Annotated in this window: 15 protein-coding genes and 1 pseudogene; 6 read left to right on the plus strand and 10 right to left on the minus strand. The window is 41.8% G+C overall.

The window, feature by feature from the left end; translation table 11 throughout:
- Positions 1–427: 427 nt before the first annotated feature.
- The 4 genes and pseudogenes from G1O98_RS16325 to G1O98_RS16340 all read right to left on the minus strand — a co-directional run.
- Positions 428–877, minus strand: coding sequence for a thioesterase family protein (locus G1O98_RS16325; protein WP_163929760.1), 450 nt, complete (start codon positions 875–877; stop codon positions 428–430).
- Positions 878–988: 111 nt separating this feature from the next.
- A complete protein-coding gene (locus G1O98_RS16330) occupies positions 989–1378 on the minus strand; it encodes a tautomerase family protein (RefSeq protein ID WP_163929761.1) in 390 nt (129 codons plus the stop codon).
- Between the two features lie 4 nt (positions 1379–1382).
- A complete protein-coding gene (locus G1O98_RS16335; protein WP_163929762.1) occupies positions 1383–1970 on the minus strand; it encodes a TetR/AcrR family transcriptional regulator in 588 nt (195 codons plus the stop codon).
- A 120-nt stretch (positions 1971–2090) separates the two neighbouring features.
- A pseudogene (locus G1O98_RS16340) lies at positions 2091–2257 on the minus strand (NADH-dependent alcohol dehydrogenase); the annotation flags it as partial.
- Positions 2258–2683: 426 nt separating this feature from the next.
- Between G1O98_RS16340 and G1O98_RS16345 the strand changes: the two are divergent.
- Positions 2684–3481 (plus strand): sulfite exporter TauE/SafE family protein, encoded by a 798-nt coding sequence (locus tag G1O98_RS16345; protein WP_163929763.1) that lies wholly within the window; start codon positions 2684–2686, stop codon positions 3479–3481.
- A 50-nt stretch (positions 3482–3531) separates the two neighbouring features.
- On the opposite strand, the gene G1O98_RS16350 is transcribed toward G1O98_RS16345, so the two are convergent.
- Positions 3532–4194, minus strand: coding sequence for a cadmium resistance transporter (locus G1O98_RS16350; RefSeq protein ID WP_163929764.1), 663 nt, complete (start codon positions 4192–4194; stop codon positions 3532–3534).
- Positions 4195–4320: 126 nt separating this feature from the next.
- Here G1O98_RS16350 and G1O98_RS16355 point away from each other — a divergent pair, with 126 nt between their 5' ends.
- On the plus strand, positions 4321–5028 hold the full coding sequence (locus G1O98_RS16355; RefSeq protein ID WP_163929765.1) for a cadmium resistance transporter: 708 nt from the start codon (positions 4321–4323) through the stop codon (positions 5026–5028).
- 233 nt (positions 5029–5261) lie between these two features.
- Here G1O98_RS16355 and cysK read toward each other — a convergent pair whose 3' ends face one another.
- The gene (gene cysK / locus G1O98_RS16360) at positions 5262–6224 is read right to left on the minus strand and encodes a cysteine synthase A (protein WP_114080548.1); all 963 of its coding nucleotides are present in this window, start codon (positions 6222–6224) and stop codon (positions 5262–5264) included.
- A gap of 18 nt (positions 6225–6242) precedes the next feature.
- Positions 6243–6713: an Rrf2 family transcriptional regulator gene (locus G1O98_RS16365; protein ID WP_012411664.1), complete on the minus strand. Its 471-nt coding sequence runs from the start codon at positions 6711–6713 to the stop codon at positions 6243–6245.
- 225 nt (positions 6714–6938) lie between these two features.
- Between G1O98_RS16365 and cysE the strand changes: the two genes are divergently transcribed.
- Positions 6939–7667 (plus strand): serine O-acetyltransferase, encoded by a 729-nt coding sequence (gene cysE / locus G1O98_RS16370; protein ID WP_163929766.1) that lies wholly within the window; start codon positions 6939–6941, stop codon positions 7665–7667.
- A gap of 149 nt (positions 7668–7816) precedes the next feature.
- Complete coding sequence (locus tag G1O98_RS16375) at positions 7817–8407, plus strand: Crp/Fnr family transcriptional regulator (protein ID WP_163929767.1); 591 nt, start codon at positions 7817–7819, stop codon at positions 8405–8407.
- Positions 8408–8422: 15 nt separating this feature from the next.
- Here the strand turns inward: G1O98_RS16375 and G1O98_RS16380 are convergent, their stop codons facing one another.
- Both G1O98_RS16380 and G1O98_RS16385 read right to left on the minus strand, forming a co-directional pair.
- Complete coding sequence (locus G1O98_RS16380) at positions 8423–8761, minus strand: NIL domain-containing protein (RefSeq protein WP_163929768.1); 339 nt, start codon at positions 8759–8761, stop codon at positions 8423–8425.
- A 22-nt stretch (positions 8762–8783) separates the two neighbouring features.
- Entirely contained in the window at positions 8784–9428 is a 645-nt protein-coding gene (locus G1O98_RS16385; RefSeq protein WP_163929769.1) for an NIL domain-containing protein, read from the minus strand.
- A 20-nt stretch (positions 9429–9448) separates the two neighbouring features.
- On the opposite strand from G1O98_RS16385, the gene G1O98_RS40740 reads away from it, so the two are divergent.
- Together G1O98_RS40740 and G1O98_RS16390 are read left to right on the plus strand one after the other, a co-directional pair.
- The gene (locus G1O98_RS40740) at positions 9449–9577 is read left to right on the plus strand and encodes a hypothetical protein (protein WP_275941781.1); all 129 of its coding nucleotides are present in this window, start codon (positions 9449–9451) and stop codon (positions 9575–9577) included.
- A 538-nt stretch (positions 9578–10115) separates the two neighbouring features.
- Positions 10116–12566: an FG-GAP repeat protein gene (locus G1O98_RS16390; RefSeq protein ID WP_163929770.1), complete on the plus strand. Its 2451-nt coding sequence runs from the start codon at positions 10116–10118 to the stop codon at positions 12564–12566.
- An 82-nt stretch (positions 12567–12648) separates the two neighbouring features.
- Here G1O98_RS16390 and G1O98_RS16395 read toward each other — a convergent pair whose 3' ends face one another.
- Positions 12649–12915 (minus strand): NIL domain-containing protein, encoded by a 267-nt coding sequence (locus G1O98_RS16395; RefSeq protein WP_163929773.1) that lies wholly within the window; start codon positions 12913–12915, stop codon positions 12649–12651.
- Positions 12916–13058 lie beyond the last annotated feature (143 nt).

Here is a 13058-nt window from a genome sequence, read left to right on the forward strand (position 1 = left end):
CCCTGTACAACTCAAAAAGCCTTCTTTTCTATTGCCTCTTGCCTACCCACGTAAGTATGGCTAGACTACACTATGCGAACAAAAATCAAAGCAGATTACTATATACTGTGTAAGGATTGTATCTCCATAGTATTTGTTTAGATAGATACTTTTTTATTTAACAATAATGTGCATCTTTAGTTAGAGGTTTCATACAACAGTTTAGTGATGTACTTGAGGCAAGTGTAAGGAGTAGCTGATGAGGAGTGATGAGAAGAAATTTTCTTCACTCCTCATGTTCTTAAATATATGGTAACTTAAAGCTTCTTTTAAGATTAGGGAAGTCAGAAAATTTGCTGCGCCTGACTCACCTTAAAAAGGCTTCCTCTAGTTCCCTTCTTTTTAAGGAAGGTTAGGGAGGATAAAGTCTTAACCCAAGAGTATTACTTTATGAATAGTCTTTCAGATTTCCTTTTTGATGCTCTAAATATTTATTCTTTAATTCCTCTGGAATAGGAATAGGACGACTATTTTGTAAACTGACAAAAGCACCCTTTTGACTAGCTACTGCTGCTAACTCATTATTAGAGAAAATTTCAGCTTGTACAGTCCACTTCAATCGTCCTAAATTACTTAGCCATAAACGTCCAATTACTTGGTCAATAATTTTTATTGGGCGTTTATATTCAATTTCAGTTCCAGCTAGAACAGGTGCATATCCTTGATCAATTTGTTGATTGAGGTGCCAATGTTCATCTAAAAACTTTAAACGTAAATCCTCTAACCATCTGATATATACAATATTGCTTACGATTCCCATAAAGTCAATGTCGTATGTTCTTACAGGAATTTCTAATACTACTTCTAATGGTCTGTGCAAACTGTTATTTACTAGCATTATTTCTCTTGATACTTTAAAACCGATCGGTCTGTAAAAATAGAAAAAATTTTACTCTTTTCAAGCATGGGTAATTATTAATTGCCTAATAACCCATTACCTACAACAATTTCAAACTTCTACTTTGTAGTTTAAGGTTAACTCGTCGCCAGGTACCCCTCTAATACCCCAGTTAGATTTGGGCGTTTCAAAAATTGTGATTTCAATATCGTATATAGGAATATTGAATTTTTCATTAATATTTTTAATCAGTAGGCGAATCAACTCTTTTTTTGTTTCCACTGAGCGTCCCTCAAACATACTAATTTCGATAACCAGATAATTGTCTGTTCTATCAGATGGATAGTAAAAATCTGATTTATCCAGTGGGAAAAAACGGTGAAATCTTTTTTCAGGGGCAATCTGTAAAACCTCTATGAGGGAGGTATGGATTACATTTGATAGCTCCGTTTTAATAGGATTTAATTTGTCTGCTAAAGAATATACTTTGATTTGTACCATACATTTAAAGGTGAGTTTCCAAGTATTGATTCAGGTGATTAATTATCCTGTGCATGTGAATTGAATCTCCATAAAGCTTACTCATCATTATGGCCCCTTCTAGCGTTGCAATTACAATGGTGGCAATTTCATCAGCACTTACTTCAGAGCGAATTTCACCCTTGGCAATTCCCGTTTCAATAATTCGACGAATTAGATGCAGCCAAGAGTTCATCGCCTGTTGAGCGCGTTCCCGCAACGCCGGATGAGCATCATCGCTTTCCACAGCAGTATTCAGCAGTGGGCACCCTCCTTTGATAGGTGGATTTTCTGCGAAGCTACTAAATACCTCAATGATTGCTTGCAGGCGTTCTACTGCATGGCGTTTGCTTCGCAATGCAAATCTAATATGCTGTTTAATACGAGCGATCGCAAAATCAAAAGCCTGTAATGCGAGATCGTCTTTGCTTTGAAAGTGATTATAAATTCCTCCTTTTTGCAATCCAGTCACACGCATGATGTCTGACATTGATGAGCCTGCATACCCCTGTTGGTTAAACAGTTCGGCTGCTTGATGGAGAATTCTACTTTTTGTTGCTTCGCCTTTGGACATTACAGCGATTTATTAGAGTAGGAAGTCGTGTAGTTTATTGATTAAAAATTACAGACCAATTGGTCTGTTTGTTTATATCACTATACATGCTTGTAAGTCAAGTGTTTTTTGTAGTCCAAACAACGCAGACTTCACTCGGTTATAAACGCCGTTAGTTTTGATGCTACCTCCACTGTAGGTAATGAGATGTTTTTTTGAGCATCAACAGAAGTTTCAGCAGTAATATTGGCGATTTGAGCTTTGCCAAACAGGATTTTGACGGGGTTGTAAAAAACAAAATTTTCCATGAGTCATTAGACTTGCGGTGTATTATCCAGAGAATATAGCGATATACAAAACGAATACGCTAGACGTTTGCTCGTGTTTACAAGTAAAATACGGTAAGTACATAGCTTTACCGGCTTTTACATGTAAAACCGTAAAAAAACCAGTAAGAAGTTGATTTAGTAAAACAACTGACCCATAAGCAGTTATAAAAGTCTGTTTCAGCTAAATGTCAGTTGTCATACTTCCAAAAACTTTCAGACAGGTTTTAAGTTGTCTAGTAATTCTCTGCCCTAATTTTTAGCTAGATAAACCTTTCTTTGTGTCACTCATCCTTTGAGAAACACAATAATTTGCCATGACTAGCTCTATCACTGGGCTGTAGTTCGGCTGAGTTATTGCTCTCTAGTAGTGAAGTTCTAGCTGACTTTCTCAAACCCCCAAAGAGTATGCACTATTTATCACTACCATTCTTAAGCTTCTTCGTTGGCATCATAGTTGGTTTGACGGGAATTGGCGGAGCCTCTCTCATTACCCCAATGTTGATTTTTGTTTTTCAGGTTCCGCCTTCCATCGCAGTGAGTTCTGATGTTGTAGCTGCCACATTGATGAAGATTGTTGGTAGCGTTAAGCATTGGGAACAGAAAACTCTGGATATAGAAGTTGTCAAATGGCTGGCATTCGGGAGTGTTCCAGGCTCACTGTTTGGAGTGGGAATTTTGCACTTTCTTAAACGTACAGGTGATTATAATCTGGATAACATCTTGCTCCGTTTGCTTGGTGTGATGATTTTGCTAGTCACAGCGTTAGCACTAGTGCAATTGTTGTTATTGACTTTTTTACCCAAATTCAACTTACCCGAACTACCAAAGTTAGACTTAGAAACTAACTTTGGCCGCTTCCTAACAATCACTTTGGGGGCCATTTTAGGCTGTTTAGTTGGTCTAACTAGCGTCTCATCAGGTTCAATGTTTGCCCTAGTGCTGATTGGGTTTTTCCGTTTAGATGCACGGAAGTTAGTGGGTACTGATATCTCACACGCAGCAATTTTACTGCTGTTTACAGCCCTTGGTCATCTCAGCCTGGGAACAGTTGATTGGAATTTAGTAATACCTATCTGGCTCGGCTCTGTACCAGGAGTTCTGCTAGGTGCTAAAATCTGCCAAGTAGCTCCCCAGCGCCCACTACGGTTTATTATTTACGCCATTTTGATGATGGTGAGTTGGAAATTAGTTCATCAAGTGTAAGCAAATTGAGATTTTAGATCCCAAATCCAACATCCAACATCCAACATTGATTAACTTCTCACCCAAGGTAGTAGAGTGAATGTACCTCGCTCATACATAATGAACAGACCCAAGCCGATTAACACAAAAGGTACAGCAGCTTTACCGTAGCGACTTAAAATATAAGCAATGGTAGGTTGACGACTTAAAAAATAAGCGATCGCACACCAAACCCCTACCATGATAAAAAATATACCTAAAATTATTCCCAAGCTGGCAAGGTCATGACCAGCGAACAAAGGGATATATATACTAATATTGTCACCACCATTAGCGATGGTTACTGCTGCCACTTTATAGGTTTGGGGGTGCAAAACACTCAAAATAAAAGACAATAACGGGTTAGTAGGCGTAGGTTGATTAAAATCACTACTGACTGTCTGAACTGTTATAGTTTCTTCTTTTCTATATATTAATTGTTGAATACCAATTGCTATTGGTAGCAGTCCTAGTAATCCTATCCATTCTCGCTGTATGACCAATCCACCAAAAAATCCTGGTAAGCTAGCGATGATAATGGCTGAAAAACCCAGATATTGACCGAGTAAGATATGCCGCCGCCGAAAATTAACATCTATCTGTGAAAAAAATATTAACAAGATAATGATGTCATCTATGTTAGTGGCTATGAAGGCAATTATCCCTTCACTGAAGACTGTCCCTAACTTACTCATGCTGGATTTTTAGAACCTACGATTTCTCACCATAGCAAATTAACCTTTCAAGTAATTAAACTACACTACTTTTTAATACCCATTCCTGATCTGATCAGTCTAAAGACCTAGAAACTGCTGTAAAATATGAACGAATTAGTTACTGCAATTACTACAGGGGCAATTGCGTTCATTGCCACTAATATTGATGATATTGTCATTTTATTATTGTTTTTTTCGCAAATAAATACTAGCCTTCGTCCTCGGCATATAGTTGCTGGTCAGTTTTTAGGTTTTACAGTTCTGCTAATCCTTAGTCTTCCTGGTTTATTTGGCGGTTTAATATTATCTAAAAACTGGATTGGATTACTTGGTTTATTACCAATGTCCATAGGTATCAGTAGTTTGGTGAATCGGGAAGAAGATTCATCAAAAGAAGTTGTTGCTACGACAGAAGAGGCTGAGACATCAACAATTACGAGTTTTTTTTCTCCCCAAAGTTACAGTGTAGCAGCCGTTACACTTGCCAATGGTAGCGATAATATTAGTGTCTACGTGCCTTTATTTGCTAGCAGCAACTTAGAGAGTTTTGTGGTAATTATCGGAATATTTTTTATATTGTTAGGAATTTGGTGTTATGCGGCATATAAATTAACTCACTACAAAGTAATAGCTGATATATTGACTGGCTATATTAATAATTTTGTGCCTTTTATTCTTATCGGATTAGGCGCTTTTATTGTACTAAAAAGCGAAGCTTTGAGCTTAATCAAGCTAGCTGCTAGTTGTTTCTGTTTGATGATTTTGGTGAAAAATAATGAAAGTGTAGATGAAATTGGCAAAAATTCTAAGTAGATGGGCGTGAATAGTAAAAGGTTTGTAGTGAGGGCTTTAGCTCTATTTTAAGAGCTGTTCATGAAGCCCTGGCGAATGGAATAGAGCCTCCGGCACGCTGACGCGAACGCGGCTATACAAACAAAACCCACCTCTGTGGGTTTCAAATTCTTCGAGTCCGCGTAGGCGGACTTCGTTTGTGTAGCCGCGATTTCTAATCGCTTGGTATATTTACTTAAAATTTTTATGCAGAATCAAACTTTACTCAACCACTCATTCTCTTCTGGATCTTTGAATAGTGAGGTGCTGAGGTAGCGTTCGCCGAAGCTAGGCTGGATCATGACGATTAGACGACCTGCATTTTCTGGACGTTGTGCTACTTGAATAGCCGCATATAAAGCAGCGCCAGTAGAAATGCCCGATAACAATCCTTCTTCTTTTGCTAGGCGACGGCTGTAAGCGATCGCTTGCTCATCTGCTACCTGAATCACTTCATCCACTAATTCTGGACGATAAATTGCTGGGACAAATCCTGCGCCAATACCTTGGATTTTGTGAGGCCCTGATTTTCCACCCGTTAATACCGGACTGCTGCTAGGTTCAACTGCGATCGCTTGAAAACTTGGCTTCCGTCCTTTAATAACTTCTGCAACTCCTGTAATCGTCCCACCAGTACCCACTCCCGCCACTAGAATATCCACCTCTCCATCGGTGTCATTCCAAATTTCTTCTGCTGTGGTTTCGGCGTGAACTTTCGGGTTGGCGGGGTTGCGGAACTGCTGCAACATATAAGCATTGGGCGTTTGAGCTAAAATCTGCTCTGCACGACCGATCGCTCCTCGCATCCCTTCTACACCTGGCGTTAACTCTAATTGAGCGCCATAAGCTTTGAGCATTGATCGTCTTTCGTGGCTCATTGTGTCAGGCATCGTTAGAATGAGATGGTACCCCTTAGCGGCCGCCACCATCGCTAGCGCAATTCCTGTATTCCCAGAAGTCGGCTCTACTAAAATAGTTTTTCCGGGGTGAATCAAGCCTGCTTCTTCCGCCGTTTCCACCATACTCGCGCCAATCCGATCTTTCACAGAAGATGCTGGATTCATGCTTTCTAGCTTCACCACAATCCGAGCAACCGCTCCTGAAGCTTGGGGAATTTTGTTTAATTGAACTAAAGGAGTTCGTCCGATTAACTCTGTGATATCTTTCGCTATTCGCATGTGAATACTCCGTCGTGTCTAAATATAATACATCGGGCTTTGCTGGGCGCGAGTCTCTCTTTCCTCGCACAAGTCTTGGAGTGTATAGCGACCTAAAACTTCAATTGCAGCAGCGTTAGCTTGCTCCCAAACTTCATAAACCAGAGTCTTTTCTAGAGTCGGAGAGTTAGATGTATCTTTCTCTTTCCGCTCACCTTCGACTAAAGTGACAATTTCCAGAAGTGTAATCTGCCAAGGTTCACGAGCTAAAACAAAACCTCCTTTAGAGCCGCGTTGACTCTGCACCACACCAGCACGCCGGAGGTTGGTCAAAATTTGTTCCAAATAGCGTTCAGGTATAGGTTGTTTGGTAGTGATCTCACTCATGGTTAGAGGAAGTTTTTTTCCGTGGTGGCTTGCCAGTTCTAAGAGTGCCAGCAGTGCATATTCCACTTTGGAAGACAGATCCAAGAGAGCGTAGTTTTGGCTATTCAAGACTGTACTCAACATACTACGGTGAATTGGGGGACTTATGGCAGTTTATCCGAAATTAATTTTTTCAACCTGTGGAATGTGATAGCATCCCACTTACTACCCACAAAAACACTATATTCTATCGACTTACCGTAGATTATTATCTTACATAATTCCCATAAATGACTCGATCTTTTAGTGGGAATTATCCTGAGTTTCTGTTTTCAGAGCCTCAATTACCAACGAAAATCTCAACAGAGTATGCTACTAACTGATTTGCGAACCATTTTTGAGCGTGACCCAGCAGCGCGTAACTGGCTAGAAGTATTGTTCTGTTACCCTGGACTCCAAGCCCTAGTGTTTCATCGATTAGCACACTGGCTGTATAAAATTGGGATTCCCTTCATACCTCGGTTTATCTCTCATATTAGTCGGTTTTTAACTGGGATTGAAATCCATCCTGGGGCATTAATTGGACAGGGAGTGTTTATTGACCACGGTATGGGAGTTGTGATTGGTGAAACTGCGATCGTGGGCGACTATGCCCTGATTTATCAAGGTGTGACTTTAGGTGGTACAGGGAAACAAACTGGCAAACGCCATCCAACTTTAGGCTCTCATGTGGTTGTGGGAGCCGGTGCAAAGGTCTTGGGAAATATTCTAATTGGCGATCGCGTCCGTATTGGAGCTGGTTCTGTGGTGTTGCGAGATGTACCCAGTAACACAACTGTAGTCGGGATTCCAGGGCGCGTGACTCGTCAGAACAACTTGTCTACCAATGTTTTGGATCATGATAAAGTCCGCGACGTAGAAGCTGAAGTCATCCGCGCTTTATTTGAACGTGTCAAGGCTCTAGAGAAACAGTTCGAGGAGTTGCAAGATCAATCAAGTTTGTCCCCAAATGAGCTTGGCTACGAACAAACATACAACCCTAAGAGCAATAAGTCTGATGGGATGATTGAAGATTTTCTTGATGGTGCGGGAATTTAGGGAATGGAGGGGAGAGGTGACAGGTGATAGGGAATTATCTGTACCCTGTAACCTGTACCCTATTCCCTTTTTTAAAATACCCATAGGTTCTTATAACCTGATATAAATATAATACTACGGTTAATTTATCGGAGAATAGTGTTATAGTCATGGTATCTTTATATGCAAATTTAACTAGCTTAAACAGTAATAATACTAAAGAAATTTTTGCCCGGAGGTCATTTTTACCAGAGCATCCAAACGGACTTTGGAAGATTGAAACTGGTTTTGTCAGGACTTTTACCTATTTGGAAGATGGTACAACCGTCGCTTTGGGATTGTGGGGCCCTGGAGATATTGTTGGTAAGTCTTTGTCAAAATTAGAACCTTATCAGATGGAATGCCTAACTAAAGTAGAGGCGACAGTCTTACCTGTAGAGGAGTGGACTCAACTAACAGAAACTCTACTTGCCCATATCCAACAAGCTCAAGAATTGATGGTTATTCGTAGCCATAAAAAAGTTGATACCATGCTGATCAAGCTGTTGGCATGGTTATCTAAAAAGTTTGGTTCGGAAGTTGAGAAGGGACGTTTAATAGATATGCGTCTGACTCACGAAGACTTGGCTGAAATGCTAGGTTCAACTCGTGTGACTATCACTCGTGTTCTTGGACAGTTTGAGCAAGAAGGCTTAATTGCTCGTCTTTCCCTGCATCGAATTGTGGTGCGAGAAGAAGATATTTGGTACTACGAAATTTAAATTATTTAGATTATTTCAACAAAACCAGCTATCGCCGTCTGCATTCGGCTTGCCCACAATTCTAAGATTCAGGGATTCCAGATAAGCCAAACCGTTAGAGATTTGTGGTACTGTTCCCCTTAGTTCAATATCAAAGCACCCTTCTTCGTCTGTATTTGGTTGTAGCATAGCCTTAGTAATATTAACTACCAAGCCGTAACTAGAAATTAATTGTGAAATCACAGGCGCTTGCAGATAGCATTTGGGAATATATATCCGCAGGCGAATCTGAGAGACTTGGCTTTTGTTAGAGACTGAAGAAACCAGTGATAATCTGGTTTGGGAATTGGTTTGACGTTTATTTAATGCTGCCATTGGATAGTGACGATTTTATTACTTAGCTATCGCTATAAACGCTAGATAAATCCAGCCAAATCGGTAGCCCCAGTTTTTCTAAATAACTCAGGCTAGAGTAAAGTTGTTTGGTTCTCCCCCACAAATCCAAGTCAAACCAGCCGTCATCTTCTGTATCGGGTTGAAGTGTAGCACTGGTAATATTTACAGTTAATCCATAACGAGAAACTAATTCAGAAATCACCGGCTCTTTGTAATAAGATTTTAAGACACACAGTTGCAAGCGCAATCGATTAGTTTGACCTAGAGAAATCCATTGCTGGAATTGTTCTTGCCATTGATTTGTCAGGAATGCAGAATCTTTGGGACTCAGTTTGCTAACTAGATTTGGGAAAGGTAAAGAGTGCTGGTTAGATTGAATGTGGTTAGCGATCGCTAATTCCAGTAAATTCACTCCCAATCCTTGCAAGTAAGATAGGCTATTTGTCAGTTTTTGGGGATTTCCCGAAAGTTCCAAATCAAACCAGCCATCGCTGTCACTATCGGATGTCAATGATGCTGCTTTGATATTGACGGTTAAACCATAACGAGACACCAGCCGCGAAATTACAGGTTGCCTATGATACCTCTGAGGTACGAGAATGCGGCTGTGTACTGAAGCAGGTTCTACAGATTTACACTGAGACATCAGATTAATTCCCAATAGCGATGCCTAGGCAATTTTTTGGTTCGACAGAGAATCTTGCTGATGCCGCGCCCCTAGAACTCAACTTTGCCTGGTTGAATGTCAGCCTTATAGAAATTTTCATCTTTTTGGTTCTTATTAAACTACGGTAGCTCTATCGATTTAACGCATTTTTGTTATGTAAAGGAGAATCCCACGAAGAATGCAAAAAAGCAATGGGTAAATTCACGTAAAATATGATTAATTTATGTAAGGTAACTCGATCCAAAATATATTGACAATTTACTATATTTGTGGGGTGGATGTATTCATAAGAATATTTAGTGTTTCCGCAAATGGAAACGCAATTTTAAGTTTTTTTAATCGAAATCAATTGACCGGCTAGAGAGCGATCGCATTAATTTTGATGGGTAATCAAATTGCCGAATTGGCAACCCATCAAAATTAATGATGACTGAAAAAACTAGGGACACTCAGGTAAAAGCCTAGTGGCGGAATTTGTATGTTTAATTTTCATTGATTTAATATATCCGACCAATCGCCGTCAACCTAAAGCGTGCAGAATTTACGCGCACAGAAAGCAAGTCTGCTTGGTTTTGAAATCCTGGTCTTGCATATAACCGAGACTCAGAGCTACCTGATACCAGATATGAGCTACTCCCTGAATAACAAAAAATACAGGAGAAAATCATGGCCAATTCATCCTTCAATCTTGCTGACCTCAATGGCACTAATGGCTTCGTCATTAACAGCATTGCAACGGCTGACAGATCAGGCTCCTCTGTCAGCGATGCGGGAGATATTAATGGCGACGGCTTAGACGACCTGATTATCGGGGCACCCGGTGCCGACCCCAACGGCTCTGAATCTGGGCAAAGCTACGTGGTATTTGGCAGCAGCACAGGCTTTAGCTCTAGCCTCAACCTCTCAGACCTCAACGGTGCTAATGGCTTCGCTATCAATGGCATTGCGGCGAATGACTTTTCAGGCAATGTCAGCAGCGCTGGAGATGTTAACGGCGATGGCATCGATGACCTAATCATCGGAGCATCTGGTGCTGACCCCAACGGCTCCCAATCTGGACAGAGTTACGTGGTATTTGGCAAGAACACAGGCTTTAGCTCCAGCCTCAACCTCTCCACCCTCAACGGTACTAACGGCTTCGCCATCAATGGCATCGCAGCAAATAATATATCGGGTAGCTCTATCAGCGGTGCTGGAGATATCAACAACGATGGCTTCGATGACCTGATTATCGGCGCACCTTATGCTAATAACTTTTCCGGGCAGAGCTATGTAGTGTTTGGCAAAAGCACAGGCTTTAGCCCCAGCCTCAATCTCTCCAGCCTCAACGGTACTAACGGCTTTGCTATCAACGGCATCGAAATGGGTGACATATCAGGTGGCTCTGTCAGCGATGCCGGAGATATCAACGGCGACGGTATCGACGACGTGATTATCGGGGCATCCAATGCCTCACCTAACGGCTTCTCTTCTGGGCAGAGCTACGTGGTGTTCGGCAACAGCACAGGCTTTAGCCCCAGCCTCAATCTCTCTACCCTCAACGGTGCTAACGGCTTCACTATCAACGGCATCAAGGAAGGTGACTTCTCAGGCTCCCCTGTCAGTAGTGCTGGAGATGTCAATGGCGATGGCATCGACGACCTAATTATCGGGGCAATAAGTTTCAGTTCCGAGAACGGTACCGTCTTCGCTTCTGGGCAGAGCTACGTGGTGTTTGGCAACAGCACAGGGTTTAGCCCCAGCCTTAACCTCTCGGAACTCAACGGCTCTAACGGTTTCACTATCAACGGCATTAGAACGGATTCCACAGGGTTCTCTGTCCGAGGTGCTGGAGATGTCAACGGCGACGGCTTCGACGACCTGATTATTCTCAGATCGGAGCAGAACTTTGTGGTATTTGGCAAAAGTACAGGCTTTAGTTCTAGCCTCAACCTCTCGGATCTCAACGGCTCTAACGGCTTTACCATCAACGGCTTCACTTTGAACAACTCAGCCATCTCTGTCAGTGGTGCCGGAGATGTCAATGGCGACGGCTTCGACGACCTGCTTATCGGCTCCCAATCTGGGCAAACCTATGTGCTGTTTGGCGGGACGAATATCGGCAACTCTAACCTCACAGGAACTGCTGGTGCAGATACTCTCTTAGGCACATCTGGCAACAATATCATCGACGGCAAAGGTGGTAACGATACTCTTACTGGCAACGGCGGTCAAGATAAATTCGTAATTCGCCGAGGCGATCGCAATGATACCATTACAGATTTTGGTGGCGTTGGTAAAGGCTCAAATCCTTCATCAGCAGTGATTGGCAATGTTGACACCTTGCAATTTACAGGGAGTGGTTTAACTGCCCGAAATCTGCAACTAACTCAAAATGGCAGCAATTTGGAAGTCACCTTTGAAAATGTGGCTAATACCAAAGTTACTCTGCAAAACTTTCAGTTAGAAAACCTCGATAACTTGCCAGCTTCAGGAACAAGACTTGCCATTGGTAATATTTTATTTGATGGGCAAAATAACATTGCCGACAGCTTTGATGTCTTTGATGCAAATTCCACTCAAACTAGCCTGTACAACAAGAACACGGTAACTTTCCTCAATGAACTCAACAATAACATCACGGGTTTTGACAACTCTGCTGATGTGGTCAATGGTCAAGGAGGTAACGACAAAATCGACGGCAAGAGTGGCAACGATGTATTGCGGGGTGGTGCTGGTAATGACACTCTCATTGGTGGTGCAGGTAATGATACCCTTGTAGGTGGTGCAGGTACTGACAAATTTTTGTACAACACCAATGCTCCCTTTGCCAGTGCTGCTGTTGGTGAAGATACGATCGCTGACTTCAAACACTTCCAAGGCGATAAAATTATTCTGGATAAGACTACTTTTAGTGCGATCGCTTCGACCCCTGGAATAGGTTTTAGTAATGTCAGTGATTTTCAAGTGACCAATTTAGGCAAAGCCAGCACAGCGAAAATTGTCTATGACGCTGTGAGTGGGCAGTTGTTCTACAATCCAAATGGTAGTGAGGCTGGTTTTGGTAGTGGTGGTCTATTTGCCACTCTTAGCGGTGCCCCCGCTCTCACAGCTACAGACTTCATTATTCAAGCGTAGTTGGTTAATATAGTAGTTCTTTATCGGGTATTCGTGAGGGCGTGCAGCTAGCTGTGCGCCCATACTATTGTTGCTATAATCCTTACCAATCAATTGTTTTAGTATCATCCCAGACTTCTAATTCCAAATCATGGAGATAAGTTAGTCCGCTCTGAATTTGTGCATCTGTTCCTTGTAATTCAAGGTCAAACCAACCATCCCCGACAGCATTGGCTCCCAGAATGGCTGCTGTGATATTCACAGTCAGATTGTAGTCAGACACTAGGCGAGAAATCACAGGTTCTTGGTGATAGTCCTTGGGAATTCTGAGTCGAATCCGTTTATTGGTAGGTGTGTTACTAGACATAATTAGTTAATAGCCGTAGAGGGGAGTGGGGGCAGAGGGGTGGAGGGAAACAAGGATGAATAAAAGGGAAAAGGTTAAAGGGGAAAGGGATGAACAGGTCGCGCCACTTGCGGGCGAGGTTTTTACCTTCCTCATAAAATTTGGAT

The sequence above is a fragment of the Nostoc sp. UIC 10630 genome (genome assembly GCF_010747425.1).
GTDB lineage: Bacteria > Cyanobacteriota > Cyanobacteriia > Cyanobacteriales > Nostocaceae > Nostoc.